Annotated in this window: 24 protein-coding genes and 1 pseudogene; 14 read left to right on the forward strand and 11 right to left on the reverse strand. The window is 73.8% G+C overall.

Annotation, left to right across the window (positions count from 1 at the left end; genetic code table 11):
• Window positions 1–6 precede the first annotated feature (6 nt).
• From AB0883_RS16515 to AB0883_RS16525, 3 genes are all read left to right on the forward strand, one after another.
• Complete coding sequence (locus AB0883_RS16515; RefSeq protein ID WP_366642002.1) at window positions 7–714, forward strand: endonuclease/exonuclease/phosphatase family protein; 708 nt, start codon at window positions 7–9, stop codon at window positions 712–714.
• Between the two features lie 92 nt (window positions 715–806).
• Window positions 807–2,213, forward strand: coding sequence for an NAD(P)-binding domain-containing protein (locus tag AB0883_RS16520; RefSeq protein ID WP_366642003.1), 1,407 nt, complete (start codon window positions 807–809; stop codon window positions 2,211–2,213).
• A 14-nt stretch (window positions 2,214–2,227) separates the two neighbouring features.
• Complete coding sequence (locus AB0883_RS16525) at window positions 2,228–3,031, forward strand: alpha/beta fold hydrolase (RefSeq protein WP_366642246.1); 804 nt, start codon at window positions 2,228–2,230, stop codon at window positions 3,029–3,031.
• A gap of 24 nt (window positions 3,032–3,055) precedes the next feature.
• On the opposite strand, the gene AB0883_RS16530 is transcribed toward AB0883_RS16525, so the two are convergent.
• The 4 genes from AB0883_RS16530 to AB0883_RS16545 form a co-directional block, all read right to left on the reverse strand.
• The gene (locus AB0883_RS16530) at window positions 3,056–4,474 is read right to left on the reverse strand and encodes a trehalose-6-phosphate synthase (protein WP_366642004.1); all 1,419 of its coding nucleotides are present in this window, start codon (window positions 4,472–4,474) and stop codon (window positions 3,056–3,058) included.
• Window positions 4,475–4,644: 170 nt separating this feature from the next.
• Complete coding sequence (locus AB0883_RS16535; protein ID WP_366642005.1) at window positions 4,645–5,493, reverse strand: DUF308 domain-containing protein; 849 nt, start codon at window positions 5,491–5,493, stop codon at window positions 4,645–4,647.
• A gap of 255 nt (window positions 5,494–5,748) precedes the next feature.
• A complete protein-coding gene (locus AB0883_RS16540; protein ID WP_366642006.1) occupies window positions 5,749–6,420 on the reverse strand; it encodes a response regulator transcription factor in 672 nt (223 codons plus the stop codon).
• Window positions 6,417–7,613: a histidine kinase gene (locus AB0883_RS16545; RefSeq protein WP_366642007.1), complete on the reverse strand. Its 1,197-nt coding sequence runs from the start codon at window positions 7,611–7,613 to the stop codon at window positions 6,417–6,419. Before AB0883_RS16545 ends, AB0883_RS16540 begins: the two co-directional genes overlap by 4 nt.
• Window positions 7,614–7,902: 289 nt before the next feature.
• On the opposite strand from AB0883_RS16545, the gene AB0883_RS16550 reads away from it, so the two are divergent.
• A complete protein-coding gene (locus tag AB0883_RS16550) occupies window positions 7,903–8,610 on the forward strand; it encodes a lysophospholipid acyltransferase family protein (protein ID WP_366642008.1) in 708 nt (235 codons plus the stop codon).
• Window positions 8,611–8,635: 25 nt separating this feature from the next.
• Here the strand turns inward: AB0883_RS16550 and AB0883_RS16555 are convergent, their stop codons facing one another.
• Window positions 8,636–12,190, reverse strand: a complete 3,555-nt coding sequence (locus AB0883_RS16555) for an adenylate/guanylate cyclase domain-containing protein (RefSeq protein ID WP_366642009.1) — start codon at window positions 12,188–12,190, stop codon at window positions 8,636–8,638.
• A 163-nt stretch (window positions 12,191–12,353) separates the two neighbouring features.
• On the opposite strand from AB0883_RS16555, the gene AB0883_RS16560 reads away from it, so the two are divergent.
• Window positions 12,354–12,563 (forward strand): hypothetical protein, encoded by a 210-nt coding sequence (locus AB0883_RS16560; RefSeq protein WP_088999193.1) that lies wholly within the window; start codon window positions 12,354–12,356, stop codon window positions 12,561–12,563.
• Between the two features lie 53 nt (window positions 12,564–12,616).
• Here AB0883_RS16560 and AB0883_RS16565 read toward each other — a convergent pair whose 3' ends face one another.
• On the reverse strand, window positions 12,617–13,309 hold the full coding sequence (locus AB0883_RS16565; protein ID WP_151454542.1) for a Crp/Fnr family transcriptional regulator: 693 nt from the start codon (window positions 13,307–13,309) through the stop codon (window positions 12,617–12,619).
• A gap of 251 nt (window positions 13,310–13,560) precedes the next feature.
• On the opposite strand from AB0883_RS16565, the gene AB0883_RS16570 reads away from it, so the two are divergent.
• From AB0883_RS16570 to proC, 4 genes are all read left to right on the forward strand, one after another.
• Window positions 13,561–14,058: a polyadenylate-specific 3'-exoribonuclease AS gene (locus AB0883_RS16570; RefSeq protein WP_089003323.1), complete on the forward strand. Its 498-nt coding sequence runs from the start codon at window positions 13,561–13,563 to the stop codon at window positions 14,056–14,058.
• Between the two features lie 60 nt (window positions 14,059–14,118).
• The gene (locus tag AB0883_RS16575) at window positions 14,119–14,622 is read left to right on the forward strand and encodes a pyridoxamine 5'-phosphate oxidase family protein (protein WP_366642010.1); all 504 of its coding nucleotides are present in this window, start codon (window positions 14,119–14,121) and stop codon (window positions 14,620–14,622) included.
• A 178-nt stretch (window positions 14,623–14,800) separates the two neighbouring features.
• Window positions 14,801–15,829 carry a 6-phosphofructokinase gene (locus AB0883_RS16580; protein WP_121400914.1) on the forward strand — a complete coding sequence of 343 codons (1,029 nt, stop codon included), beginning with the start codon at window positions 14,801–14,803 and terminating at the stop codon, window positions 15,827–15,829.
• A gap of 70 nt (window positions 15,830–15,899) precedes the next feature.
• Window positions 15,900–16,718 carry a pyrroline-5-carboxylate reductase gene (proC, locus tag AB0883_RS16585; RefSeq protein WP_366642011.1) on the forward strand — a complete coding sequence of 273 codons (819 nt, stop codon included), beginning with the start codon at window positions 15,900–15,902 and terminating at the stop codon, window positions 16,716–16,718.
• 225 nt (window positions 16,719–16,943) lie between these two features.
• Here the strand turns inward: proC and AB0883_RS16590 are convergent, their stop codons facing one another.
• Window positions 16,944–18,236 carry a DUF1343 domain-containing protein gene (locus AB0883_RS16590; protein ID WP_366642012.1) on the reverse strand — a complete coding sequence of 431 codons (1,293 nt, stop codon included), beginning with the start codon at window positions 18,234–18,236 and terminating at the stop codon, window positions 16,944–16,946.
• Between the two features lie 170 nt (window positions 18,237–18,406).
• Here AB0883_RS16590 and AB0883_RS16595 point away from each other — a divergent pair, with 170 nt between their 5' ends.
• Window positions 18,407–18,757 (forward strand): DUF2203 domain-containing protein, encoded by a 351-nt coding sequence (locus tag AB0883_RS16595; protein WP_366642014.1) that lies wholly within the window; start codon window positions 18,407–18,409, stop codon window positions 18,755–18,757.
• Window positions 18,758–18,827: 70 nt separating this feature from the next.
• On the opposite strand, the gene AB0883_RS16600 is transcribed toward AB0883_RS16595, so the two are convergent.
• Window positions 18,828–19,775 (reverse strand): threonine/serine dehydratase, encoded by a 948-nt coding sequence (locus AB0883_RS16600; protein WP_366642015.1) that lies wholly within the window; start codon window positions 19,773–19,775, stop codon window positions 18,828–18,830.
• A 101-nt stretch (window positions 19,776–19,876) separates the two neighbouring features.
• Window positions 19,877–20,596 (reverse strand): annotated as a pseudogene (locus AB0883_RS16605) (NADPH-dependent F420 reductase); the annotation flags it as partial.
• A 266-nt stretch (window positions 20,597–20,862) separates the two neighbouring features.
• Here AB0883_RS16605 and AB0883_RS16610 point away from each other — a divergent pair.
• A complete protein-coding gene (locus AB0883_RS16610; protein ID WP_366642016.1) occupies window positions 20,863–21,300 on the forward strand; it encodes a DUF4259 domain-containing protein in 438 nt (145 codons plus the stop codon).
• Window positions 21,301–21,307: 7 nt separating this feature from the next.
• Here AB0883_RS16610 and AB0883_RS16615 read toward each other — a convergent pair whose 3' ends face one another.
• Both AB0883_RS16615 and AB0883_RS16620 read right to left on the reverse strand, forming a co-directional pair.
• Complete coding sequence (locus AB0883_RS16615) at window positions 21,308–21,739, reverse strand: hypothetical protein (RefSeq protein WP_366642017.1); 432 nt, start codon at window positions 21,737–21,739, stop codon at window positions 21,308–21,310.
• 84 nt (window positions 21,740–21,823) lie between these two features.
• Window positions 21,824–22,318, reverse strand: coding sequence for a glutathione peroxidase (locus tag AB0883_RS16620; protein WP_366642019.1), 495 nt, complete (start codon window positions 22,316–22,318; stop codon window positions 21,824–21,826).
• Window positions 22,319–22,488: 170 nt separating this feature from the next.
• Here AB0883_RS16620 and AB0883_RS16625 point away from each other — a divergent pair, with 170 nt between their 5' ends.
• From AB0883_RS16625 to AB0883_RS16635, 3 genes are all read left to right on the forward strand, one after another.
• On the forward strand, window positions 22,489–24,114 hold the full coding sequence (locus AB0883_RS16625; RefSeq protein WP_366642020.1) for a glycosyl hydrolase family 18 protein: 1,626 nt from the start codon (window positions 22,489–22,491) through the stop codon (window positions 24,112–24,114).
• A gap of 245 nt (window positions 24,115–24,359) precedes the next feature.
• Window positions 24,360–24,839 carry a hypothetical protein gene (locus AB0883_RS16630; protein WP_366642247.1) on the forward strand — a complete coding sequence of 160 codons (480 nt, stop codon included), beginning with the start codon at window positions 24,360–24,362 and terminating at the stop codon, window positions 24,837–24,839.
• Between the two features lie 86 nt (window positions 24,840–24,925).
• Complete coding sequence (locus AB0883_RS16635) at window positions 24,926–26,332, forward strand: class II 3-deoxy-7-phosphoheptulonate synthase (RefSeq protein ID WP_121400510.1); 1,407 nt, start codon at window positions 24,926–24,928, stop codon at window positions 26,330–26,332.
• The last annotated feature ends 28 nt before the right edge of the window (window positions 26,333–26,360 follow it).

A 26,360-nucleotide genomic window follows, 5' to 3' on the forward strand; every position in this document is an offset into this window, starting at 1 on the left:
GTGGCCGTGACGCAGAGCCCGGGCGTGCCGCTGCGCGTCGTGTCGTACAACATCCACAGCCAGCGCGACGACACGGCCGCGCTGGCGGCGGTGGTCCGCGACGCCAGGCCGGACGTGGTGATCGTGCAGGAGGGGCCGCGCCGGTTCCGGTGGCGGCAGAAGTCCGCGGCGCTGGCGGAGTCCTTCGGCCTGGTGGTGGCCGCCGGCGGGCTGCCCGCGCTGGGCAACCTGCTGCTGACCAGGCTGCGGGTGCGGGTGGTGGCCGACCGCTGCCAGCGCTTCCCGCTCACCCCCGGCCGGCACCTGCGCGGCGCCGCGTACGCCGAGTGCTTGGTCGCCGGCGCGGCCCGGTTCACCCTGGCCGGGTCGCACCTGTCCACCGACCCGGCCGAGCGGCCCGCGCAGGCCGCGCTGTTCAAGCGCGAGCTGGACGCCGCCACCACGCCGGTGGTCGCCGCGGCCGACCTGAACGAGGGGCCGGACGGGCCGGCCTGGGCCACCGTGGCGCGCGGGCTGACCGACGCCGCCGTGGCGATGGACCGGGCCGACCGGCTCACCTACTCCTGCGCGGACCCGCGGCGGCGCATCGACGCCCTCTTCGTCGATCCCCGGATCACGGTGGTCGACTACGACGTGGTGGACACCCCGCAGACCCGCCGCGCCAGCGACCACTTCCCGGTCCTGGTCGACCTGCTGCTGCCGGCCGCCGACTGACCGTCCGGCGCGGCCGGGGCTGGACAACCCGCTCCGTAGTGGAGAGGATGCTGCGCGACCCGGCACTCGTGCCGCACAAAAGGAGATCCCCGGTGTCCACCTCCACCGACCACGGCCGGCCCGACCCGGAGGCGACCACTCTCGCCCTGACCCGCGACGGCCGGCCGGTCTCCGACCGGGGCGACACCGTCTGCGTCGTCGGCGCGGGGGCCAGCGGTCTCACGGCCATCAAGAACCTGAAGGAACACGGCTTCGGCGTCGACTGCTACGAGCGGGAGACCGGCGTCGGCGGCGCCTGGAACTGGCGGCACGACCGCAGCCCGGTGTACGCGAGCACGCACCTGATCTCGTCGCGCCCGTTCACCCAGTTCCCCGACTTCCCGATGCCGGACGACTGGCCGGACTACCCGCACCACAGCCGGCTGCTGTCGTACTTCGAGCGGTACGCCGACCACTTCGACCTGCGTGGGCACATCTGGTTCGGCACCGAGGTCGTCCGGGTGGAGCCCGTGGCCGGCGACCGCTGGGACGTGACCACCCGCAGCACCGGCGGCTACGGCCCGGAACGCACCTCCCGCTACGCGGCCGTCGTGGTCGCCAACGGCCACAACTGGTCGCCGAAGCTGCCCCGCTACGAGGGGCTGGAGGAGTTCCGGGGCGAGGTCATGCACGCCTCGTCCTACAAGGACCCGGCGCAGCTGCGCGGCAAGCGGGTGCTGGTGGTGGGCGCCGGCAACACCGGCTGCGACATCGCCGTCGAGGCTGCCCAGCAGGCGTCGCGCTGCTGGCACTCGACCCGCCGGGGCTACTGGTACGCCCCGAAGTACGTCCTCGGCCGCCCCGCCGACCAGGTCAACGACGCGCTGCTGGCGCTGCGCGTGCCGCTGCGGGTGCGGCAGTGGCTCTACCACTGGACGCTGCGGCTGACCGTCGGCGACCTGACCCGCTTCGGCCTGCCGAAGCCCGACCACCGGGTCTACGAGACGCACCCGATCGCCAACAGCCAGCTCGTCTACTACGTGGGCCACGGCGGGATCGCGCCGGTGCCGGACGTCGCCCGCTTCCACCCGTACGCCGTCGAGCTCTCCGACGGCCGGGAGATCGACCCGGACCTGGTCGTCTTCGCCACCGGGTACCTGCCGCGCTTCGAGTTCCTCGACCCGAAGGTGCTCGGCGACGACGCGGGGGAGGGCCGCCCGAAGCTCTGGCTGAACGCCTTCGTCCCCGGTCGCCCCACGCTGGCCGTGACCGGGCTGGTGCAGCCGGACTCGGGCATCTTCCCCCTGTCGCACTGGCAGTCGGTGCTCTTCGCCCGGCTGCTGCGGCTGCGCGTGACCCGTCCCGACCGGGCGGCCGCCTTCGCCGCCCGCGTGACGGCGAAGGCGGGGGAGCGGTACGCCGGGCCCGTCAAGGACAGCAGCCGGCACTGGTTCGAGGTGGGCCACGCCGACTACCTGCGCGCGGTCCAGCGCGCGCTGCACGACCTGGAGGAACAGTGAGTCAGGTGCGGATCATGCGGGGGCGGGAGTGGGCCCGCCCGGTCCGCCCGGTCCGGCGTGAGGTGCTCGGCGCGGCCCCCGAGGTGGAACAGGGACGCCCGCCGCTGCTCTTCGTACCGGGCTTCGGGCACGGCGCCTGGGCGTTCGCCGAGCACTGGCTCGGCCACGCCGCGTCCCGGGGCTTCCCGGCGTACGCGCTGAGCCTGCGCGGGCACGGCGACAGCGGGCCGGCGCCGGAGGCGACGCTGCGGGCGTACGCCCACGACGTGACCCAGGTGGCGGCGGGCCTGCCGCGCCAGGCGGTGCTGGTGGGGCACGGCGCCGGGGCGCTCGTGGTGGCCCACGCGTTGGCCCGCTACCCGGCCCGGGCCGCGGTGCTGGTCGCGCCGGTGTTCGGCGGCTGGGCGACGTTCGGGGCGGCGCTGCGCCGCAACCCGGTCGGCACGCTGCCGGCGGTGTTCGGCGGGCCGCTGCGGCTGAGTCGCCGCCAGTTGTTCAGCCGGGAGCTGCCCGAGGCGGAGGCCCGCAGCTACGTGGGCCGGCTGGGGCGGGCCGGTCGGCGCGCCCAGTGGCAGCTGCTGACCGGGCGGGCCGCCGAGCCGGCGGTGGGCGACCCGCCGGTGCTCGTGCTGGGCAGCCCCGACGACCGGGTCGTCCCGGCGACGGCGCTGACCCGGGCGGCCCGGCGGTACGGCTCCGCCCCGTTGCTCTTTCCCGGCATGGGGCACGACATGATGCTCGACGCGCGGTGGCGGGAGCCGGTCGACGCGATCCTGGACTGGCTGGAGAAGGACCCCGCGCCGACCGGCCGGCCCTGACCGACGCGGGCCGCGCCGCCGGCCTCAGCCGGCGGCGCCCAGCCGGGTAAGCAGCGAGCCGTTGTCGTCGAGGGCGGAGAGGTAGGAGCGGGCCCACGCCCGGATGTCGTGCCGGTGCAGGTGCGCCCGCATGGCCCGCATCCGCGCGCCGAGGTCGTCCGGGCCCGCCCGCAGCGCCGCGAGCAGGCCCTGCTTGAGCCCCTCCAGGTCGTGGGGGTTGACCAGGTACGCCTGCGGCAGCTCGGCGGCGGCGCCGGCGAACTCGCTGAGCAGCAGCGCGCCGGTGTCGTCGACGCGGGCGGCCACGTACTCCTTGGCGACGAGGTTCATCCCGTCGCGCAGCGGGGTCACCGCCATCACGTCGGCGACCCGGTAGAGCGCGGCCAGTTCGGCCCGGTCGAACGGCTGGGTCAGGTAGTGGATCGCCGGCTCGCCGACCCGGCCGTACTCGCCGTTGATCCGCCCGACCTCGCGTTCCACCCGTTCGCGGAGGATCTGGTACTGCCCGACCCGTTCCCGGCTGGGCACCGCCACCTGCACGAGCACCGTGTCGCGCACCTTGACGTGCCCGTCGGCGAGCAGCTCGCTGTACGCCTTGAGCCGCTGCTCGATGCCCTTGGTGTAGTCCATCCGGTCGACGCTGAGGATCACCTGCTCGGGACTGCCGAGGTCGCGGCGCAGCCGGGCGGCCCGGTCGGCCACGTCGGGCCGGGTGGCCAGCGCGGCCATCTCGACGGTGTCGATGGAGACGGGGAAGGCGCCGATCCGGACCACCCGGTCGTCGACGGCGATCCGCCGGTCGGTGGCGGGGACGTCCAGCACCTTCGCCACCAGTTGGGCGAAGTTGTGCGCGGCCTGGGAGCGCTGGAAGCCGATCAGGTCGGCGCCGAGCATCCCGCGCAGCAACTCGGCCCGGCGTGGGAGCTGCATGAACAGCTCGGGTGGCGGGAACGGCACGTGCAGGAAGAAGCCGATCCGCAGGTCCGGCCGCAGCTGCCGGAGCAGGCCGGGTACCAGTTGCAGGTGGTAGTCCTGCACCCACACCACCGCACCGGGCTCGGCCATGTCGGCCGTGGCCTCGGCGAACCGCTGGTTGACCCGCTGGTACGCCTCCCACCAGCTGCGGTGGTACTCCGGTTGTTCCACGGAGTCGTGGTAGAGCGGCCAGAGGGTGGCGTTGGCGAAGCCCTCGTAGTGGTCGCGCAGGTCTTCGGCGCTCAGCGCAACGGAGTGCATGCGGACGCCGTCCACGTCGGGCAGCGCCGGGGCCGGGCCGGTGCCGCCGGCCCACCCGACCCACGTCGCCGGGGTGTGCCGCAGGAGGGGATGGAGGGCGCTGACCAGGCCGCCGGGGCTGCGGCGCCATTCGCAGGCCCCGTCGGGCGCCACACTGTCGTCGATGGGCAGGCGGTTGGCCACCACCACGAGGGAACTCTGTCGCATCTCGGGCATTCCGATCAGCAGGGGAGCGACCGCCGCAGCGGAGGAACAACCGGGCAGTCAGCGAGGGATGTGACGGACAGCGGTATTCCTACTGACAGTAAGTTACACCAGTGTTGCGCCCTCGGCGCGGGGCGTCCGTCGTCCCGGGATGCGGGCAGGAGTGCCGGCGGTCAGACGACCGCGCCGTCGTCCGGGTCGTGGTCCTCGTCGTCACCGGGCCGCAGCCGCCAGATCAGCGCGACGAAGCCGGCGAGGATGCCGGTGAAGCCGAACAGGTTGACCACCGAGGGGTCGGCCACGGGGAAGACCGACGGGAAGAGGAAGAGCACGAAGCCGAGCACGATGGCGAGCACACCGACCACCGCGTACTTCGAGAAGCGCGGCAGGGGCGGGGGCGGCGGCGGGGTGTAGCGCTCGTCCTCCGCCTCGTCGTCGGGCAGGTCCGCGCCGAAGGTGTCCAGCCCGTCGAGCAGCGACGGCTCGTCCTGCCGGCCACGGGAGAGGGAGACGCCCGAGATGTCGGCCGCGTACGGCAGCCGGCGCACGTCGGTGGCGGTCGGCCCGGCGGGCTCGTCGGGCGTGCCGAGGGCCACCGGTCCGCCGGCGGGCCCGGGCGCGTCGTCCACGTCCTCGGCGGCGGGCCACGGGTTGTCGCCACCGGGCGGGGCGGTGGTGTGGAAGCCGGCGACGATGCGGGCCCACTCGGCCTCGATGTCCGGCTCGTCGTCGCGGGGCTTCTCGGGGGCCGTCTCGTCCGCGAGCTGGGTCAGGTAGTCCCGCGCGGTCCTCAGGTGAGACCGGTCGACGTAGAGCCGGTCGACGGGGCGGGACGGGACGGTGGTGGTGCGGGTGACCGGGTTCAGGTCGGCCGAGGGCTGGAGGTAGGCGGCGATCCCGCCGGCGGCCAGGACGTCGAGCAGGTGCTCGCCGACGCGCGGATCCACGTCGCCGGCGATGGCGTACTCGCTCGCGTCGAGCCCGTTGTCCCGCCGTCCCCGGCGGGCACCACCCGCTGACACCGGACATCCTCCTCATCACGCGCCCGCGGCGCGGCCGCCTGAGCCCCCTCGGCGCCGACCCGCACGCCGTGCCTTGAATCGTGACACGTCCGGACCCGGTTCCGGGAGTGCCTTGTGGCGCGGCGTACGAAGTCAGAGGCCCTGTCGCAGGTCGCGCCCGGGGATTTATGTCCGTTCTTGCTGAATGTTTTTCAACGGAGCCCGCCGGCGGTGCCGCCCGGAGTCGCCGGTGCCGGCGGACGCGCCGAGCGCCGGTCAGCCCGCGTCGGGCGGTGAGCCGGGCCGCACCAGGCCGCTCTCGTACGCCGCCACGACGAGCTGTGACCGGTCGCGGGCGTGCAGCTTGGCCAGCAGCCGGCTCACGTACGTCCGGGCGGTCGCCGGGCTGATGTGCAGGACCGCGCCGATCTCGTCGTTCGACCGGCCGGCGGCGACCTCGGCCAGCACCTCCCGCTCCCGGGCGGTCAACGAGCCCAGCCGGGTCGGGTCCGGCTCCCGCCCGCCGGCGCGCACCGCCGCCATGACCCGCCGCGTGACCGCGGGGGAGAGCAGGGCCTCTCCGGCCCGGACGATCCGCACCGCCCCCCGCAACTCGTCGGGGCCGGTGTCCTTGAGCAGGAAGCCGGACGCGCCGGCCCGGATCGCCTCGAAGACGTACTCGTCGGTGTCGAACGTGGTGAGCACGACGACCCGTACGCCGGTGAGCCGCTCGTCGGCGACGATGCGGCGGGTGGCCTCGATGCCGTCCGTGCCCGGCATCCGGACGTCCATCAGCAGGACGTCCGGTCGCTCGGTGACCGCCAGCCGGTACGCCGCGTCGCCGTCGCCCGCCTCGCCGACGACCTCGATGTCCGGCGCCCGGTTCAGCAGCGCGCGCAGCCCCGCGCGGACCAGGTGCTGGTCGTCGACGAGTCCCACCCGGATCACGTGGCCCCTCCCAGGGGTAGTTCGGCGCGTACCTCGAAGCCACCGCCGGGTCGGTTGCCGGCGGTGACGGTGCCCCCGAGCAGGGCGGTGCGCTCCCGCATGCCGCCGAGCCCGTACCCGCGCGGGGCGTCCTCGCCCTGCCCACGGCCGTCGTCGCGGACGGTGACGGCGAGGGTGCGGGGGCCGCGGACGACGTCGATCTCGACGGTGCGCGCGCCGGCGTGGCGCAGGGTGTTGGTCAGCGCCTCCTGGATCAGCCGGTGGGCGGTCGAGTCGACCGCGGCGGGCAGACCGGTGAGCTCGCCCTGCCGGTGGACGGCGACCCGCAGCCCGGTGGCCCGCGCGCCGGCGGCCAGGGCGTCCAGTCCGGCCAGTCCCGCCACCGGTTGCCGGGGCTCGGCCACGGCCGGGTCGCGCAGGAGACCGAGGGTGGTGCGCAGCTCCCGGGCGACCTGCGTGGTGGCCGAGCGGACGTGCCCCAGGGCGGCCCGGGCGGCCGCCGGGTCGTCGTCGAGGGCCTCGTCGGCCACGCCGGCGTGCAGCGAGATGACGGAGATGTGGTGGGCGATCACGTCGTGCAGGTCCCGGGCGATCCGGAGCCGTTCCTCCTCGACCCGGCGCGCCGCCTCCCGGGCGTGGTCGCGTTCCAGCTGCCGCAGCCGCCACCGTTGCTCCCGGCGCCGCAGCCGCCGGGAGCGGACCCCGTCGCCGAGGGCGACCGCGGCGGCCATGATGGCGACGCTGGAGGCCAGCTCGAAGCCGATGAGGTACGCGACGCTCGCGCCATCCGCCGCGCGGAACGCGGTGGAGACGACGAGCAGGCCGAGGCCCACGAGCACCGCCCAGCGCAGCTGCCCGGCCTCGGCCGCCGAGTAGAGCGCCGCGGCGAGGGGGAGGGCCAACCCGACCGGCGGGTAGCCGGCCACGTAGTAGGCGACCAGGCCGGCGGCGCTGACCACCAGCACGGCGGTCGGCGCCCGGCGGCGCAGGAGCACGAGCGCGCCGAGCCCGACGGCGAACAGGTAGGCGGGGACGTCGCGTCCCCGGTCGCCGCCCACGTTCGCGGTGATCGCCATCGCCACGACGGCCGAGACGGCGACGCCGATGAGCAGATCCAGCACGGTGGCCCGGGGCAGCCGGAGCAGCCTGCCCGCCGCCCGGCCCGCCCCCCGCTGCGCCTCGGCCACCCGCACGCCCCCGAGCGTAGGTCCACCGGCCTTCCCGCGGGGCCGACGGGTGTCCCGACCGACCGTCGCCCTGCGCGGTATCCGGGACGGCCGGCGGTACGTCGACAGGCGACACCGCCCGCCCGCCTGCCGGCATGGCCGCCCGCCGCCCGCCATCCGCCGCCGTCCGGGATGGACGCTCACGCCGCGCGGGCCGGATCACGTTGTGGCGGCCGGCATCGGGTTCGTAGGCTCATGCCCACGACGACCCGCGGGCGACGCGGCGGCGTCGCGACCACCTCCGGAAAGGACGCCGGTGCTGTACTGGCTGATGAAGTACGTACTCCTCGGCCCGCTGCTGAGGCTGGTCTTCCGCCCGCAGGTCGAGGGGCTGCACCACGTGCCCGACACCGGGCCGGTGATCCTCGCCAGCAACCACCTGTCGTTCTCCGACTCGATCTTCACGCCGCTGGTGGTGAAGCGGCGGGTGACGTTCATCGCCAAGGCCGAGTACTTCACCGGCAAGGGGCTCAAGGGCTGGCTCACGAAGATGTTCTTCGTCGGCTCCGGCACCATCCCGGTCGACCGCTCGGGCGGCCGGGCGGCCAGGGCGGCCCTGGACACCCAGCTGCGGGTGCTGCGCGCCGGTGGCATCGCCGGCATCTATCCCGAGGGCACCCGCTCCCCGGACGGGCGGCTCTACCGGGGCAAGACCGGCGTGGCCCGGCTGGCCCTGGAGAGCGGCGCCCTGGTGATCCCGACGGCGATGCTCAACGCCGACGAGATCCAGCCGCCCGGCAAGCTGATCCCCAAGATCGCCCGGGTCCGGATCCGGTTCGGCCCGCCGCTGGACTTCTCGCGCTACGCCGGGCTGGCCGGTGACCGGTACGTCGAGCGCGCGGTGACCGACGAGATCATGTACGAGCTGATGGAGCTCTCCGGTCGCGAGTACGTCGACATGTACGCCCAGAAGGCCAAGAACCCGCCCGCCGGCCCGGCCCCCCGCGAGCCGGTTCCCGCCTGACGGGCCGCCCGCCCGCGTAACCCGGTCAGCAGGCCAACGCGGTGTCGGCGGTGGTCGTCGGGGGACGAGCCAGGTCCAGCAGGACGGGGGCGTCGTTGCGCAGCGCGAAGGCGCGCAGCTCGGCCAGCTCCGGGCGGCCCGCCGTCGACTCGCCGGCCCGCTCCAGCTCCACCGTCGCGAAGGTCAGCGCCAGCATCCGGTCGGTCACGTCCGGGATGCCGGCGTAGATCTCGGCGCCGGCCAGGTGCAGCTCCGCGGCCCGCCGGTGGTCGCCGTCCGCGGCGGCCAGCGCGCCGGTCACCGTCCGCCGCGCCGCCTCCGACCAGGGCGTGCGGTGACCCACCCGGTCCAGCATCGCGCGCACCCGGGCCGCCGAGTCCCGCCCGGCGAGGCTGGCCGCGTACCCGGCCGCCGCGATCCACTCGCCGCTGGCCAGGGCCGGCACCGCCGACCAGGACTCGGCCAGCTCGTCGATCAGCGTCGCCGCCTCCTCCCGGTGCCCCTGCAACGCGCGGCACAGCGCGCCCATCCCCAGCATCGTCCAGTGCAGCCGGTGGAAGCCGCTGCGCCGCGCGGCGTCGAGCGCGGCCGCCACGTCGTCGCGCAACGCGGTGGCGCCGTCCTGGGAGCGCGCCGGCGGCACCCGCCCGCCCCGCAGCACCAGCAGGCAGGAGCGCAGGCCACGCACCTGCATGTCCCAGCTGCCGGTCGGGGTGTCCACGAAGGCCTCGGCGGCGGCCAGCAGCCGGTCGAAGTCGCCCTCGAACCAGGCGCGCATCGCCTCCGCCGAGTAGCTCGTGGTCAGCGTCTGCCCGCTGGCCTTGCGCGTCGGCAGCGACGAGAGCAGGGCGTCGGAGCGCAGCCAGTCGCCCTCCTCGCAGACGGCGTAGACGAGGTTCTGGATGGCCCGGGGCAGGGCGATCAGCTGGTTGGCGCGGCTGACCTCGACGATCGCGTGCAGCTCGTCCAGGCCGGACCGGTCGCCCGCCTGGTAGCGGGCGATGGCCGAGGTGATCTGGGCGTTGGTGCGGGTCTCGGTCAGCCCCAGCCGCTCGCCGATCTCCGCCGCCCGTTCGGCCGCGGCGACCGCCGGATCGCGCTCGTAGTTCAGCATGTGCAGCCGGCCCAGCTCGGCGTAGGCGTCCGCCTTCTGGGGGCTGTCCGGCAGCGGGGCGAAGAGCTGCACGGCGCGGTCCAGGCAGGCCAGGGCGGCGGCCCGGTCGGCGCGCAGCCACGCGGCCTGACCGAGCAGCGTCCAGGCGCGCGCCGCGCAGGCGTCGTCGCCGTGCGCCAGCAGCCGTTCGGCGAGCGCCTGCACCTGCTCGGGGCCGCCCCCGGAGAGGAAGCCGTTGCCGTCCCGGTAGAAGGAGATCTCCGTGCTGAGCAGCTCCAGTTGGAGCCGCGCGACCGGGTCGGAGTCGTCGGCCAGCCCGAGCGCCCGGCCCGCGTGGCTCGCCGCGACGTCGAGACTGTGCAGCGCGTACGCCCGGCGTGCCGCCCGGTGCAGCGCCGCGCGGGCGGGGCCGGCGAACCGGCCGATCTCCATGCCCAGCGACCGGGCGATCTCGTGGGCCGCCCACCGGTGGTGGGCCAGCACCTCGGCCAGGTCGGTGTCCCGGCTCTGCGAGAGCATGTCCAGCCACTGTGCCGTCCGCTCGTGTCGCGCCACCCGCTCGGTGCGGGGTAGCCGCTGGTAGCAGACGTCGCGCACCAGGACGTGCCGGAACCGGTACTCCGGCTGCCCGGCCATCGTGGAGGCGGCCTGCTCGTGCACGAAGTCGCGCTGTTCCAGCCGGCGCAGCGCGCGCTCCACCGACTCGACGGGCTGCCCGAGCGCGGCGGCCACGGCCCCCGGCCAGAACTGCACGCCGACCACGGCGGCGGCCAGCAGCACCGTGCGCTCCTTGGCGTCGAGCAGGTCGATGCGGTTGGCGATGACGGCGTGCACGCTCTCCGGCATCGGCAGGTCGAGGTGCTTCTCCAGCGACCAGCCCCGCACGGACTGGCGCAGCGCGCCCTGCTCGATGAGCATCCGGACGTACTCGTGGGCGTAGAGCGGGTTGCCACCGGCCACCTCGATCAGCGGGGTGAGCATGTCGGCGGAGAAGGCCGCCCGGCCGAACATGTGGGCGTAGAGCGCGGCGATGCCCGTGTCCCGCAGCGGGGGCAGGGTGATGGTCACCGAGCCGGTGATCGTCCCCGCCCAGCTCGGGTCCCGGTCGACGAGTTCCGGGCGGGCGGTGCAGAGCAGCAGCAGCGGCACCTCCCGGGCGGCGGTGCCGAGCAGCTCCACGAAACGCAGCATCGCGTCGTCGGCCCAGTGCAGGTCCTCGAAGACCAGCACGGTCGGCCGGCGGGCGGCCAGGGCGAGCAGGAAACGTCGCCACGCCGACTCGGTCTCCTCGGCCGGCAGCGCGGTCCCCGGCAGGCCCACCAGCGGCCGCAGGGCGTCGACGAGGCGCTGCCGCTCGCCCGGGCCGACCAGCTCGCCGACGGCCGAGGCGAGCCGCTGCGCGGCGCTCGACGCCGGGTCGGTGTCCAGGATGCCGGCCTCGGCCTTGACGATGTCGGCCAGCGCCGCGAACGTGACGTTCTCGCCGAACGGCGGGCACCGCCCGATCCGCCAGGTCAGCGGCTCGTCGACCAGCTGGTCCACGTGCCGGTACAGCTCCCGGACCAGCCGGCTCTTGCCCAGCCCGGCCCGGCCGAAGACGGTCACCACCTGCGGGCGCCGGTCGCGCAACGACCGGTGCAGGGCGTTGACCAGCATCCCCAGCTCGTGCTCCCGGTCGATCAGCGGCGTGACGTCCGGCTGCCGGTCGGTCGGCTGCCGGCGCACCGGGGACAGGGCCAGCCACACCTCGGTCGTCGTCGACCGCCCGCGCAGGGTGACCGGCGGCTGCTCCGAATAGCGGATCGCGTCGCGGGTGAGGGCGTGCGTCACGCCGCAGACCAGCACCCCGCCGGGCGGCGCGACGGACTGCATCCGGGAGGCCGTGTTGACCACGTCGCCGGCCACGATCGCCTGGCCGCCGTCGCGGGCGGCGGCCACGTCGACAAGCGCCTCGCCGGTGGCCACCCCGACCCGGAAGCGCAGCGCGTCCGCGCCGGTGGGGGCGAAGCGGGTCAGCACCCGTTGCAGCTCCAGGCCGGCCCGCACGCAGCGCAGCGCGTCGGTCTCGGTCGCCACGGGCGCGCCGAACAGGGCCATCACCGCGTCGCCGATGTACTTCTCCACCACCCCGCCGTACTGCCCCACGACGCGGCGGGCGGCCGAGAAGAACCCGGTCTGCATGCCGCGGACCAGCTCCGGGTCCGCCCGCTCGACGTACGGGGTGAAGTCGATGAGGTCGACGAAGAGCACGCTGACCCGGCGGCGGTCCTCCTGCGGGGCCGGCTGCCGCTCGCTGCCCGGCCGGGCGGCGCCGCAGGAGGTGCAGAACGCCACGTCCTGGGCGAGCGGGCGCAGGCAGTGCGGACAGACGGCGCCCAGCTCGTTGCCGCAGCCGCCGCAGAAGCGGTCGCCCGCGGCGGCCGTGCGTCCACAGCGGTCACACTGCGTGGCGATGACACCCTCCACTCGCGATCCCGCCGGTGCCGGAGGCGGCACCGTTCCGGTGTCAGTATCGCCGTCTGTCCAGCTGTCGGGTACCGGGCTGTTGGCTTGTGGACAGTCCACCGGCCGGTCCTGCGGTTACAGTCAGGCGGCTGAATGTCGACCATTGACCACAGGGGGATTCCCGATGGTGTACGTGATGTTGCAGAGCGACTGGACCGACGGCAACGGGGTGAGCCACCTCGCGGGCGACTCCGTCGACGTGGACGCCGCCACGCTGGCCGCGCTCCAGGCGCAGGGGATCGTCAGCGAGCAGTCCGGTGGCGGCAAGGACGGCACGGAGTGGGTCGGGCCGGGCAGCACCAACTGGGTCGGGCCGGGCAGCAACACTCCCTGACACCCCGCACGAAAGGGCCGGAGCGGCTGCTCCGGCCCTTTTTCGCGTACGCCTCAGCGCTCGCTCATGCCGGCGCGGCGGCGCAGCGCCGCCACGTCGGTGACCACTATCCGCCGGCCCTCGGTGCGCAGCCAACCCCGGTTGGCGAACGAACCGATCGCCTGGTTGACGCTCTGCCGCGAGCCGCCGGCCATCTCCGCGAGCTGGCTCTGGTTGAGCTCGATGGTGATCATCGGGGCCTGGCTCTCGCCGGCCAGCCGGACCAGGGTCTTGGCCACCCGGCCGGGCAGGTCGAGGAAGACGTGGTCGGCGTTCTGCTCGGTCAATCGGCGGATCAGCCCGCCGAGCGAGCGCATCACCGCGTCGAGGATGCGCGGGTTGGAGTGCACCAGCTCCATGAACGCGCCCCGGGACAGCGCGAGCGCGGCGCAGTCCTCGATCGCCTCGGCCGAGGCGGAGCGGGTGGAGGCGTCGAGCAGGGAGACCTCGCCCAGCACGTCGGGCGGACGGATGACGTGCAGCACCGCGCGCTCGCCGGTCGGCGCGGTGCGGAAGACCGCGACCGCGCCCCGACGCAGGACGATGAGGGACTCGCCGGGGTCGTTCTCGACGAAGAGCAGCTGACCCTTGCGGTACGTGCGGGGGACCGCCGCGGCGATCACCCGCTGCCGGACCTCCGGCTCCAGCCCGGCGAACATCTCCACACCCGTGAGCGCGTCACCCGGCTCCGGAAGGCGCATCTCCACGGCCCAACCCCTCCCCGGTCAAGGACCACAACTCGCTCACCGGGTGAACCTGAAGGCCCTCGACGAGGTGAACTGACACCGGTTCGGCGTCCGGTAGCGGTACACATCAGATCATGACGCTCCAGTCGCTTGCTGTACACCCCTCAAATCACTTCCGTGACACTCCCGAGCTGCGGCAACCGGCGTGGTGGGAGGCGGTCCGGCCGCCCCGGTGGCCCGGGTGCGGCGGGCGTGGGCGAGGATGACCGGTGATGGTCTACCGCTATTTCTACGACTGCGAGTTCATCGAGGACGGCCGGCTCGTCGACCTGGTGTCGATCGGCGTCGTCGACGAGTACGGCCGCGAGTTCTACGCCGTCTCGACCGAGTTCGACGACTCGCGGGCCGTGCCCTGGGTGCGCCGCAACGTGCTCGACAAGCTGCCCTCCCCGGCGAACCGCGCCTGGCGCTCCCGCGAGCGCATCCGCGACGAGCTGTACGACTTCCTCGTCGAGCCGGTCCGTGACCGCCCGGGCGAGCAGCTGGAGCTCTGGGCCTGGTACGCCGCGTACGACCACGTCGCCCTGGCCCAGCTGTGGGGCGCCATGCCGGCGCTGCCCCGGGAGATCCCCCGGTTCACCAAGGACCTGCGCCAGCTCTGGGACGACCGGGGCCGGCCGCCGCTGCCGGACGCCGACGCGGCGCGCCACGACGCGCTGGTCGACGCCCGGCACAACCTGGCCCGGTGGCGGGCGATGACCGGTTCGTAGGTTTGGTCGGTTCTGTCCCGGGCACCGGTGCGACGTCGAGCCGATGTGAGGGAGATCCCCATGAGCAACGAACCGACCAACGCCGCCGAGGCCCGGCGCCGGGTGACCGAGCTGGTCCGGGAGGCGCGCATCTGCATGCTGACCACGATCGGCGTGGACGGCCGGATGGTGAGCCGTCCGATGGGGTTGCAGGAGGCGGAGTTCGACGGCGACCTGTGGTTCTTCGCGTACGCCGACTCCGCCAAGGTCCGGCAGATCCGGGTGAATCCGGAGGTCAACGTCTCCTTCTCCGACTCCCGGCGCAACGCCTGGGTGTCGGTCGCGGGCACCGCCCGGGAGGGGTACGACCGGGCGAAGGCTGAGGAGCTGTGGAACCCGGTGCTCAAGGCGTGGTTCCCGGACGGGCTGGAGACTCCCGGGCTCACCCTGGTCAAGGTGCACGCCAGCTCCGCGGAGTACTGGGACTCGCCGTCGAGCACCGTGGTCAACCTGTTCGGCTACGCCAAGGCGGCGGTGACCGGCAAGCCGCCGAAGGCGGGGGAGAACCACGAGGTCAGCTACTGACCGGTAGGCCGACCGGCCGGTGGGACCGGCCCGGGGCGCGGTGTCGACGTGCGCCAGCGACGACTACAGTGCGCACTGACGGCCCGCCCCGGGCCGGCAACGGCGCCGATGGTCTGATTCGACACATATCCTGGGGCAAATCGGGCTACACCTGATGCTCCAGGAGGATGAGCAGATCATGCGTATCGGCGTGCTCACCGGCGGCGGCGACTGCCCAGGTCTCAACGCGGTCATCCGGGCGGTGGTCCGCAAGGGCGTCGCCAGCTACGGCCACGAGTTCGTGGGTTTCCGGGACGGCTGGAAGGGCCCGTTGGAGGGCCTGTCCCGCCCCCTGGGCATCGCGGAGGTCCGCGGCATCCTGCCGCGCGGCGGCACCATCCTCGGTTCGTCCCGGACGAACCCCTTCAAGATCGAGAACGGCGTCGAGCGGATCAAGGAGAACCTCGCCGCGCAGGGCGTGGACGCGCTCATCGCGATCGGCGGCGAGGACACCCTCGGCGTGGCCACGAAGCTGCACGAGCTCGGCGTCCACGTGATCGGCGTGCCGAAGACGATCGACAACGACCTCGGCGCGACCGACTACACCTTCGGCTTCGACACCGCCGTCAACATCGCGATGGAGGCGATCGACCGGCTGCACACCACCGCCGAGAGCCACCACCGCACCCTGGTGGTCGAGGTGATGGGCCGGCACGCCGGCTGGATCGCCCTGCACGCCGGCCTGGCCGGCGGCGCCAACGTGATCCTGCTGCCGGAGCGGCAGTTCGACGTCGAGCAGGTCGCCGGCTACGTCGAGAAGCGCTTCCAGCACCAGTACGCCCCGATCGTCGTGGTCGCCGAGGGCGCCCAGCCGCTGGACGGCCAGATGGTCCTGCACAACCAGGAGCTCGACGCGTTCGGCCACGTCCGCCTCGGTGGCATCGGCCAGTGGCTCGCCGAGCAGCTGGAGGCCAAGACCGGCAAGGAGGCCCGCACGGTCGTGCTCGGGCACATCCAGCGCGGCGGCACCCCGAGCGCCTTCGACCGGGTGCTCGCCACCCGGCTCGGCCTCCAGGCGATCGACGCCGTCCACGAGGGCGACTGGGGCAAGATGGTCGCCATGCAGAGCACGGACATCGTCCGCGTTCCGCTGGCCGACGCCACCCGCGAGCTGAAGACCGTGCCGCTGGAGCGGTACGCCGAGGCCGAGGTCTTCTTCGGCAGCTGATCCATCCGGCGTCGCGGCGGGCCGTCCGGCCCGTCGCGACGCCGGCTCACGGCGAGGGGGTACGACGGCGATGGCGGGTTCGGTGCACACGGTCGCGGTGATCGGGGCCGGCAAGATCGGCGAGCTGATGCTCTCCGGGCTGCTGCGCTCGGGCTGGCCGGTGGACCGGCTGCTGGCCACCGCCCGCCGACCCGCCCGCGCCGAGGAGTTGACCGCCCGTTACGGGGTACGGGTGGTCGACAACCTCACCGCCGTGGCCGAGGCGGAGGTGCTCGCCGTCTCGGTCAAGCCGCAGGACGCGGCGACGCTGCTGGAGGAGATCGGGCCGAAGGTGCCCGCCGACAAGCTGGTCATCTCGCTCTGCGCCGGCCTGCCGACCAGCTTCTTCAACCGCCGGCTGCCCGAGGGCACGCCCGTGGTGCGGGTGATGACCAACACCCCGGCCCTGGTCGACCAGGCGATGACGGCGATCTCCGCCGGCGCCCACGCCACCGGCACGCACCTGGCGCTGGCCGAGGAGATGTTCAAGCCGCTGGGCTCGACCGTCCGGGTGCCCGAGTCCCAGCAGGACGCGGTGACCGCGCTCTCCGGCTCCGGGCCGGCGTACTTCTACCTGCTCGTCGAGGCGATGATCGACGCCGGCATCCTGCTCGGCCTGCCCCGGCAGATCGCGCACGAGCTGATCGTGCAGACCGCGATCGGCTCGGCCGTGATGCTGCGCGACTCCGGCGAGCACCCGGTGAAGCTGCGCGAGGCGGTCACCTCGCCGGCCGGCACCACCATCTCCGCCGTGCGCGAGCTGGAAAAGCACGGCGTACGCGCGGCGCTGCTCGCCGCGCTGGAAGCGGCCCGCGACCGCGCCCGCGAACTGGCCGCCCAGGCCGACTGACCCGGTCATCCGCCATCTGGTGGTACGGCACCGACTGCTCCTACCGAGCGGCTGGCGTGCCAGCCCTGCACCTCGGGGACGGTCCGGTGTCCGACGTGGGATGGTGCGACGGCTGAGACGATCCGGGATGACGACGTCCACGCCGGCGTAGTCGGAGTGACGAGCCAGGCGCGGACACGAGACCGAATCCAGCCGATCGGTTCGCGCCCGCGCCTGATCGAGCGGTCAGTAGAGCAGGTGGGGCTTGCGGCGGCGGTCGAAGTCCGCCAGCTCGTCGGCCCAGGCGCCGACCACGTCGTCCACGTCGGCGCCCGCGTCGATCATCGTGCGCAGTCGCGGCGACCCGGTCAGCTTGTCGATCCAGTACGGCCGCACGGCGTCCCACGAGTCGCGCCGCCACGCGAACGCCTCGTACTTGTGCGCCTCCACCAGCATCGCGACCGCCGTGCGGATCGGGTCGTACTTCGCCCGGTCGACGACCTTGACCTCGACCCCCGCGCAGAGCTTGTTGAGCAGCGCGGGCTTCTGCCCGGCGGACGTGGGCGTGAAGTACGCCTCGCGGAACTCGACGCCGGGCAGCTCGCGGGCGTTGAGCCGGTCGGACCAGTGGTAGTCGAAGTCCTCGGCCAGCCCGCCGATGAGCTCGAACGGCTTGCAGGTGCCCCGGCCCTCGGTGAGCGAGGCGACGCCCTCGAACAGGCCGGTGCCGGGGTAGACCAGCGCGGTGTCCGTGGTGGGCATGTTCGGGCTGGGCAGCACCCAGGGCAGGTCGGTGTCGGCGGCGAGCTTGTCGCGCTTCCAGTGCCGGCACTTCACGACGTGCAGGTCGACCTGGCGACCGGCCTCGGCGGGCAGGAACTCGGCGTTGAAGAACCGGGCCAGCTCGCCGACGGTCATCCCGTGCTGCTGGACGATCTCCTTCAGGCCCACCCCGGAGGTGTAGCCGGCGGTCATCATCGGCCCGTAGGCCCGGCCGCCAACGGGGTTCGGCCGGTCCAGCACCACGTACCGCTTGCCGGTCCGGGCCGCGGCCATCATTGAGGTGTACATGGTCCAGATGTACGTGTAGAAGCGGGCGCCGACGTCCTGGATGTCGAAGACGACGGTGTCGACGCCGGCCTGGGTGAACATGGTCTCCCACTTGGCCAGCGAGGCGCCGTACGCGTCGTAGACGGTGATCCCGGTGCGGGCGTCGATGCCGGTGCCCTCGCTCCCTCCGGCCTGCGCCGAGCCGCGGAAGCCGTGCTCGGGGCCGAACGCGGCGGCCAGCCGCACCGTGCCGGAGGCGTGCATCAGGTCGACCAAATGCCGGTAGGCCGAGTCCACGCCGGTGGGGTTCGAGATCACCCCGACCCGCTGGCCGGCGAGTTCGGCGAAGTCGGACCGGACGAGCACGTCGAGTCCGGTCTCCACGCGGCGGATGCCGGGCGCGGCGTGACCGGCCGCGCCGGGTGCCGTCGCCGCGACCGCGCCCGCGGTCACCGCACCCGCTCCGGCCAGGAACTTCCTTCGCTCCATGTCGACCCTCCCTCGGTTTGGTCGAAACTTAGCTACACGTTGATGCCCCGTCAAGGAAGGTTAGCTACAAAGCCGGGGTGGACGGGGCCGGCCGGCGGCGCTTTCGCCAACCGCCGATCCGGCGGCGCGTGGTGCGGACCCACCGTCGGGCGGTGCTCCATACTGGCCCGGTGTTCACCCTCGCCCAGGCCCGCCACCTGATCGCCACCCTGCGCCCGCGCGTCGACGAGCTGATCCGGCTGCGGGCCGACCTGGCCGAGCTGCGCGTCGACCTGGCCGACCGGGGCGTCAGCCCGCTCGGCGGGCTGGCCGAGGTCAAGGGGCTGGAGGCGCGGCTGCACGCCCTCGTCGAGGAGCTGCACTCCCACGACATCCAGGTCAAGGGCATCGCGCCGGTGCTGCTCGACTTCCCCGGCGAGCGCGACGGCCGACCGGTGCTCTGGTGCTGGCTGGAGGGGGACACGGACGTGCGTTGGTACCACCGGGTGGAGTGCGGCTTCGCCGGCCGCCGCCCGGTCTGATCCGCCGCGGCGGGGTCGCCCCGCCCGGGTCGGTGGCGCGGGCCGGGCCCGTCGCCCGCGCCGGTGGCGCTCAGGCCAGGGCCGCGAGCATGGCCGGGGAGACGTTCCCACCGCTCAGGACCAGCACGGTACGGGTGCCCGGCGCGGCGTCGACCAGGCCGGCCCGCAGCGCGGCGAGGGTGACGGCGGCGGACGGCTCGACCAGGAGCTTCGTCGCGTCCAGCAGCTCCCACCAGGCGGCCCGGATGTCCTCCTCGGACACCTCGACCACCTCGTCCACGAGCGCGCGGACGTGCGCCAGGGTGTGCCGCCCGGCGAACGGCGCCGCCAGCCCGTCGGCGATGGAGGTCGGCCGTGCCGGGAGGGCGTCGCCGTCGGTGCGCAGCGCGTGGGCGACCGCGTTGGCGGTGGCCGGCTCGACCCCGACGATTCGGGCGGTGGGGACGGCCGCCCGGACCGCCGACGCCACCCCGCTGATCAGCCCGCCACCGCCCATCGGGACGAGGACCAGCTCCGGCGGCGGGCCGTCGGCCAGGATCTCCCTGCCGACGGTGGCCTGGCCGGCGATGACGTCCGGCTCGTCGAACGGGTGCAGGAGGTGGTAGCCGCGCTCCGCCGCGAGGGCCTGGCAGGTGCCCAGCAGGTCGTCGGTGAGGACGACCTCGCCGCCGTACCGCCGGACCGCCTCGATCTTGGTCGGCACCGCGTGCGGTGGCATGCAGACGACCGTCGGCAGGCCGAAGGCGCGACCGGCGAAGGCCACGGCCGCCGCGTGGTTGCCGGCGGAGAAGGCGGTCAGCCCGGCGGGCGCCCCCTCCCGTTCGACGCGCGCGAGCAGCGCGTTCAGCGCGCCCCGCACCTTGAAGCTGCCGGTGTGCTGGAGGTTCTCCGCCTTGACCGCGAGGTCGAGCCGGAGCGGGTCGCCGAGGCGGGGGCAGGGCAGCAGCGGCGTGCGGGCGACCCGACCCTCGATGCGCCTCTCGGCCGTGATGATGTCGTCCACGGTGGTGAGCTGCACGGTCGCAGCCTAGCCCGGCCCCGGCCGGTCGCACCGCCCGTGGTGACGGCGACGCAGGACCCGGTCGAACGGTGCGACCGGCGGGGCGGTGGTGCGACCGCTCAGCGGGTGGCTTCGGCCAGCGCGGCGCGCACCGTGGCGGCGTCGGCCGGCGCCTCGCGCTCCCAGTCCGCCGGGTCGGCCGAGTAGATGGTCCCGTACGCCGGGGTGTCCGGCTGGTAGCGCCAGCTCTCGGCGAGCGTCCCGGCGTCCACGGCGTCGTAGCCGATCCGGTCGAGGAAGGCCGTGGCCTCGGCCTTGGCGCCCGCGTCGTCGCCGGCGACGGGCAGCGCGCTGCGGTCGTCGGCGCCGGCCGCCCGGGCCAGCGCGTGCAGGTGCTTGAAGAAGATGTTGTTGAACACCTTGACCACCCGCGACTGCGGCAGGTGCCGCTGGAGCAGTTCGCTGCTGGTGGTGGAGCCCGAGTCCAGCTCGGGGAACCGGCCGTCCCGCTCGGGGTAGTAGTTGTTGGTGTCCAGCACGAGCTTGCCGGCGAGCGGCTCGACCGGCACGTCCCGGTACGCCTTCAGCGGGATGGTGACGACCACCAGGTCGCCGGCCTCCGCGGCCTCCCGGACCGTGGCCGCCCGGGCGCGCGGGCCCAGCTCCTCGACGAGATCCTTGAGGGTCTCCGGGCCGCGCGAGTTGCTCAGCACGACGTCGTAGCCGGCGGCCACCGCCAGCCGCGCCACCGTGCCACCGATGTGTCCACTGCCGATCAGTCCCACAGTTGTCATGTCGCTTCCCAACCTCGTTCGCGGTGACGGTATTCCCCACCGGTGCGGTCGACAATTCCGCCCGGGTGCCCGGGTGCCCGGGTGCCCGGGTGCTCGGTGGGCCGGTCGACCGGCCGGCGGCGGCCCGGGTGCGGGGCGCCGGCCGGTGGGGGCGGTCCGCGCGCCCGTCCGCCCAACGTACTGCCGGCCCGGGTGCGGGGGGCCGGCTTCGGGACAACGCCTGCCGGCGGCAGCAGCGCCGTCGCGGCGGGACCGATGTCGGCCCTGGCGGCTAGCCTGCCTCCACTTGCGAACACGGAACGGGGAGTGCGATGGGCACGTGGGCGGCGGGGCCGTTCGACAACGACGTGGCGGCGGACTGGTGCGCCGGCCTCGACGAGGCGTCGCCGGAGCGGCGGCCCCTGCTGGTGGAGCAGGCGCTGCGCGAGGCGGCGGGGGAGGACGACTTCCTGGACTCGTGGCCCGGCGCCAGGGCGGTCGCGGCGTCGGCGGTGGTCGCCGCGCACCTTCCCGGCGGCCCGGCGGTCGACTCGGCGTACGCGCCGGACTTCCTCACCGCCGGCGGGCGCCTCACGCTCTCCGCGGAGCTGCCGGCGCTGGCCCTGCGGGCGCTGGAGCGGGTGCTCGCCGACGGGTCCGAGCTGGCCGAGCTCTGGGACGAGGCCGGGGAGCTCGACGAGTTCGCCGCCGCGCTCGCCCCGATCCGGGCCGCGCTGGCCGACCCGACCGGGGCCGCCGTCGAGGGCTGAGGCGAGGTCACGGCCGGCGGGGGCCGGGCGGGGTGCGCCCCGACCGACCGCCCTGATCGCCGTCGCGCCGGACCGCCGCCACCACCCGCTCGACGGGTGCGCCGGTCGTCGGGTCGGTCCAGACGAACACCACCGGCCTGGCCGCCGCGAAGAGTGCCCAGACGAACGGCGGCAGGTCCTCGGGCGGCATCCGGATGTAGGACGTCGCGCCGTCGACCCGACCGAGCAGGTGTTCCAACGTGAAGCGGTGCCGCGCCGAGCCGTCGAGGTGCTCGGGAGCCGGCGGGACGTGGCGCAGGCTGCCCTGGTCGCGCAGCACGTCGTCCGGCACGGCGGCGTCGAGCACGACCCGGCCGGCGTCGAGCGGGCGCTGGATGCTGACGTGGTGGTCGGGCGGGACCTGGCCCGGCGCGAGCATTTCCTGCACCGCGAAGAACATCCCGACCCCCTCCGCCCGGACCGCCCCGGGTGTCGCCGATCGTAGTTTGCTCGACACACAGCGGCACGTGCGAGGCGGGTGGCGTCAGGCCGCCGGGGGTAGCACCTTCTCGATCGCGGCGCGCAGGTCGGCCGAGCCGGGCTCGACGGTGGGCGCGAACCGGGCCGCCACCGTGCCGTCCGGGGCGACGAGGAACTTCTCGAAGTTCCACCGCACGTCGCCGGCGTGGCCGTCGGCGTCGGCCGTGCCCACCAGCGCCGCGTAGAGCGGGTGGCGGCCGGGGCCGTTCACGTCGACCTTCTCGGTCAGCGGGAAGGTCACCCCGTAGTTGACCTGGCAGAAGTCGCTGATCTCGGCGGCGGTGCCCGGCTCCTGGCCGGCGAACTGGTTGCAGGGCACGCCGAGCACCACGAGGCCGCGGTCGGCGTACTCGTCGTGCAGCGCCTGGAGGCCGGCGTACTGCGGGGTGAGGCCGCAGCGCGAGGCGACGTTGACCACCAGCAGGGCGCGTCCGCGGTACCGCGCGAGGTCGGCCGGGCCTCCGGCCAGGGCGTCGATCCGGGTGTCGAAGACGGTCATGGGCCGAGGCTACGCGGCGCCGCCGGGCCGTCGCCGAGGGGAGCGGACGGCGTGCTGGTCGCGCTCCCAAACGGAAATCGATACATGCACATCTTGACGAACGGATGACGGCGTGAGTAGCGTCTCACCATCAATCTGGAAAGTTTCCTAACTGTTTAGGGAGACGCCGCATGAAGAGATCGCTCCGCCGGGCCCTCTGGGTCGGCGCCGTGATGGCGGTGACCGCCGCCACGGTCCCGATGGCCAGTGCGTTCGGCGCCGGCAGTGTGACCGCCGGGTTCGCCAAGGCGCAGGACTGGGGGACCGGTCACGAGACGCGGGTGACCGTCACCAACGGGACGAGCGCCCCGGTGAGCACCTGGCGCATCGAGTTCGACCTGCCGTCGGGCACCAGCATCAGCAGTTCCTGGGACGCCGACGTCACGCGCACCGGCGACCACTACGTCGCGGTCAAGAAGAGCTGGGCCGCCCCGATCGCGGCGGGCGCCTCGTTCAGCTGGGGCTACAACGGCACCGGCGCGTACAAGGCGCCGCTGAACTGCACGATCAACGGCGCGCCGTGCGGCGGCGGCACCCCGCCCCCCACCACGGCGCCGCCCACGACCACCCCGCCGACCACGGCGCCGCCCACGACCGCGCCGCCGACCACGCCTCCGCCCACCACCCCGCCGCCGGGCCCGGGTGGCAAGAAGGTCGTCGGCTACTTCGCGCAGTGGGGCGTCTACGCCCGCAACTACCACGTGAAGAACATCCACACCAGCGGCTCGGCCGCCAAGCTGACCCACATCCTGTACGCCTTCGGCAACACCACCGGCGGCCGCTGCACCATCGGTGACAGCTACGCCGACTACGAGAAGGCCTACACCGCGGCGGACAGCGTCGACGGCGTCGCCGACACCTGGGACCAGCCGCTGCGCGGCAGCTTCAACCAGCTGCGCAAGCTCAAGAAGATGTACCCGAACCTGAAGGTGATCTGGTCCTTCGGCGGATGGACCTGGTCGGGCGGCTTCACCCAGGCCGCGCAGAACCCGGCCGCGTTCGCCGAGAGCTGCCACAACCTGGTCGAGGACCCGCGCTGGGCGGACGTCTTCGACGGCATCGACGTCGACTGGGAGTACCCGAACGCCTGCGGGCTCACCTGCGACAGCAGCGGCCCGAACGCCTTCAAGAACGTGGTCAGCGCGCTGCGGTCGAAGTTCGGCTCGTCCGCGCTGGTCACCGCCGCGATCACGGCGGACGGCAGCAACGGCGGCAAGATCGACGCCACCGACTACGCCGGCGCCGCGACGCACCTCAACTGGATCATGCCGATGACGTACGACTACTTCGGCGCCTTCAACGCGCAGGGCCCCACCGCCCCGCACTCCCCGCTCACCTCGTACGCCGGCATCCCGCAGCAGGGCTTCTGGTCCGACGCGGCGATCCAGAAGCTCAAGAGCAAGGGCATCCCGTCGGACAAGCTGCTGCTCGGCATCGGCTTCTACGGCCGGGGTTGGACCGGGGTGACCCAGACCGCCCCGGGTGGCACCGCCACCGGGCCCGCCCCGGGCACCTACGAGCAGGGCATCGAGGACTACAAGGTCCTCAAGAACACCTGCCCGGCCACCAGCACGATCGCCGGCACGGCGTACGCCAAGTGCGGCAGCAACTGGTGGAGCTACGACACCCCCTCCACGATCAACGGCAAGATGACGTACGCGAAGAACCAGGGCCTCGGTGGCGCCTTCTTCTGGGAGCTCTCCGGTGACACCGGTAACGGCGAGCTGATCGGCGCCATCAAGGGCGGTCTCGGCTGAGCCGAGGGCCGACGCACCACCCACACGGCGGGGAGGGACCGCGCACCGGTCCCTCCCCGCCCGCTGTGCCCGGGTCGACGTGGGGAGCGTCCCACGTCGACCCGGTCGGGCGGCCGGTGGCATTCGATGACGGGCGCGTCGCGGGCGGGGACCGGACAGTTCGGGCGCGGCGGCGTCCGGGCACAGGTGTCGATGTGACAGACTCGCCGCTCGACGGTTCGATGTCCACGGCGACGGAGGTGGCGATGCGCGCGACGCGCGGGAGGCTCGCGGCGGGCGCCGTGCTGCTCGGGACCCTTCCCCTCGTCCTGCTCGGCTGCGGCATCGGCGAGGAGGATCCGGCGACCAAGCCCGGGCGGGCCCCGGCCGAGGAGGCCACCACGAAGTCGCGGGAGCGGGTGCAGGCCTACCTCGACGCGATGACCGCCAAGGACGTCGCGGCCGGGCGCAGCCAGCTCTGCGCCGCCCTCCAGGAGAGCTTCGACACCGCCGCGACCGGGCCCAACGGCGACTTCGCCGACCACTTCACGGTGCCGCGGGCCGAGATCACCGACATCCGCTCCGGGCCCCGGGGCCAGGAGGTGAGCACGTCGATCTCGGTCGCCGCCGGTTCCCGCACGCTCACCCGGCCGCTGCTGTTCACGGTCACCCGCGACGGCGCCGACTGGTGCATCGCCGCCGAGGCGCCGGGCGGCAACACCCCGGCCCCCGCCGCCACCGGCTGACCTGCCTCCGGGTGAGCCCGCTCTCACCTGCCGGAACCATCCCCCTCGCCGGTCGGTCGCCGGGCCGCTCGCCGTAGGCTTTCGTCATGCGCCATGAGTGGCATCAGCTGAGCCATCCCGCGGTGGGCAGCCCTGGGCTGCAGACCAGCCGTCCGACCGTCGACTCCGCCGAGGACGCGGCCCTCGGCCTCGACCGCTGGCGGGAGCTGCCGCGTGCGCAGACCCCGCCCTGGCCGGACCCGGCGGGCGTCGCCGAGGTCTGCAAGGTGCTCGACACCGTGCCCTCGGTGGTGGCGCCCTACGAGGTCGACCAGCTGCGGCAGCGGCTGGCTCTGGTGTGCGAGGGCAAGGCGTTCCTGCTCCAGGGCGGCGACTGCGCGGAGACCTTCGTCGACAACACCGAGAGCCACCTGCTGGCCAACGCCCGCACCCTGCTCCAGATGGCGATCGTGCTCACCTACGGCGCCTCGCTGCCGGTGGTCAAGGTGGCCCGGGTCGCCGGGCAGTACACGAAGCCCCGGTCGCTGCCGACCGACGCGCGCGGCCTGCCCGCCTACCGCGGCGACATGATCAACTCGCTGGAGGCGACGCCGGAGGCGCGGGCCGCCGACCCGCAGCGCATGATCCGGGCGTACGCGAACTCGGCCGCCGCGATGAACATGCTCCGCGCGTACCTGGCCGGCGGGCTGGCCGACCTGCACGCCGTGCACGACTGGAACAAGGGCTTCGTCAAGAACTCCCCGGCCGGCGAGCGCTACGAGGCGATCGCCCGGGAGATCGACCGGGCGCTGGCCTTCATCCGGGCCTGCGGGATGACCGACGACGAGGCGCTGCGCACCGTCACCCTCTACTGCTCGCACGAGGCCCTCGCCCTGGAGTACGACCGGGCGTTGACCCGGGTCTCCGACCGCCGGGCGTACGGCCTGTCCGGGCACTTCCTCTGGATCGGCGAGCGCACCCGGCAGATCGACGGGGCGCACATCGACTTCATCTCCCGCATCGCCAACCCGATCGGCGTGAAGCTCGGCCCGACGACGACCCCGGACGAGGCGATCGAGCTGTGCGAGAAGCTCAACCCGGAGAACGTCCCGGGCCGGCTCACCCTGATCAGCCGGATGGGCAACCACCGGGTCCGCGACGCCCTGCCGCCGATCGTGGCGAAGGTGACCGCCGCCGGCGCCAAGGTGGTCTGGCAGTGCGACCCGATGCACGGCAACACCCACGAGTCGTCCAACGGCTACAAGACCCGGCACTTCGACCGCATCGTCGACGAGGTGCTCGGCTACTTCGAGGTGCACCGGGGCCTGGAGACCCACCCGGGCGGGCTGCACGTGGAGCTGACGGGCGAGGACGTCACCGAGTGCCTCGGCGGCGCCCAGGGCATCGAGGACCTCGACCTGCCCGGCCGGTACGAGACCGCCTGCGACCCGCGACTGAACACCCAGCAGTCGCTGGAGCTGGCCTTCCTCGTGGCGGAGATGCTCCGTGGCTGACGCGAGGAGTGAGCTTGCGAGCCCCGCA

This window comes from Micromonospora sp. NPDC047812 (genome assembly GCF_040704175.1).
Taxonomy (GTDB): Bacteria; Actinomycetota; Actinomycetes; order Mycobacteriales; family Micromonosporaceae; genus Micromonospora.

What these genes read in the sequence shown, in the direction of transcription:
- AB0883_RS16610 (WP_366642016.1), top strand. Translation starts at nt 20,863, where the DNA reads ATGGGCACGTGGGCGGCGGGGCCGTTCGACAACGACGTGGCGGCGGAC.
- AB0883_RS16580 (WP_121400914.1), top strand. Translation starts at nt 14,801, where the DNA reads ATGCGTATCGGCGTGCTCACCGGCGGCGGCGACTGCCCAGGTCTCAAC.
- AB0883_RS16530 (WP_366642004.1), bottom strand. Translation starts at nt 4,474, where the DNA reads ATGCGACAGAGTTCCCTCGTGGTGGTGGCCAACCGCCTGCCCATCGAC.
- AB0883_RS16625 (WP_366642020.1), top strand. Translation starts at nt 22,489, where the DNA reads ATGAAGAGATCGCTCCGCCGGGCCCTCTGGGTCGGCGCCGTGATGGCG.
- AB0883_RS16635 (WP_121400510.1), top strand. Translation starts at nt 24,926, where the DNA reads ATGCGCCATGAGTGGCATCAGCTGAGCCATCCCGCGGTGGGCAGCCCT.
- AB0883_RS16570 (WP_089003323.1), top strand. Translation starts at nt 13,561, where the DNA reads ATGGTCTACCGCTATTTCTACGACTGCGAGTTCATCGAGGACGGCCGG.
- AB0883_RS16525 (WP_366642246.1), top strand. Translation starts at nt 2,228, where the DNA reads ATGCGGGGGCGGGAGTGGGCCCGCCCGGTCCGCCCGGTCCGGCGTGAG.
- proC (WP_366642011.1), top strand. Translation starts at nt 15,900, where the DNA reads ATGGCGGGTTCGGTGCACACGGTCGCGGTGATCGGGGCCGGCAAGATC.
- AB0883_RS16630 (WP_366642247.1), top strand. Translation starts at nt 24,360, where the DNA reads ATGCGCGCGACGCGCGGGAGGCTCGCGGCGGGCGCCGTGCTGCTCGGG.
- AB0883_RS16590 (WP_366642012.1), bottom strand. Translation starts at nt 18,236, where the DNA reads ATGGAGCGAAGGAAGTTCCTGGCCGGAGCGGGTGCGGTGACCGCGGGC.
- AB0883_RS16560 (WP_088999193.1), top strand. Translation starts at nt 12,354, where the DNA reads ATGGTGTACGTGATGTTGCAGAGCGACTGGACCGACGGCAACGGGGTG.
- AB0883_RS16620 (WP_366642019.1), bottom strand. Translation starts at nt 22,318, where the DNA reads ATGACCGTCTTCGACACCCGGATCGACGCCCTGGCCGGAGGCCCGGCC.
- AB0883_RS16615 (WP_366642017.1), bottom strand. Translation starts at nt 21,739, where the DNA reads ATGTTCTTCGCGGTGCAGGAAATGCTCGCGCCGGGCCAGGTCCCGCCC.
- AB0883_RS16575 (WP_366642010.1), top strand. Translation starts at nt 14,119, where the DNA reads ATGAGCAACGAACCGACCAACGCCGCCGAGGCCCGGCGCCGGGTGACC.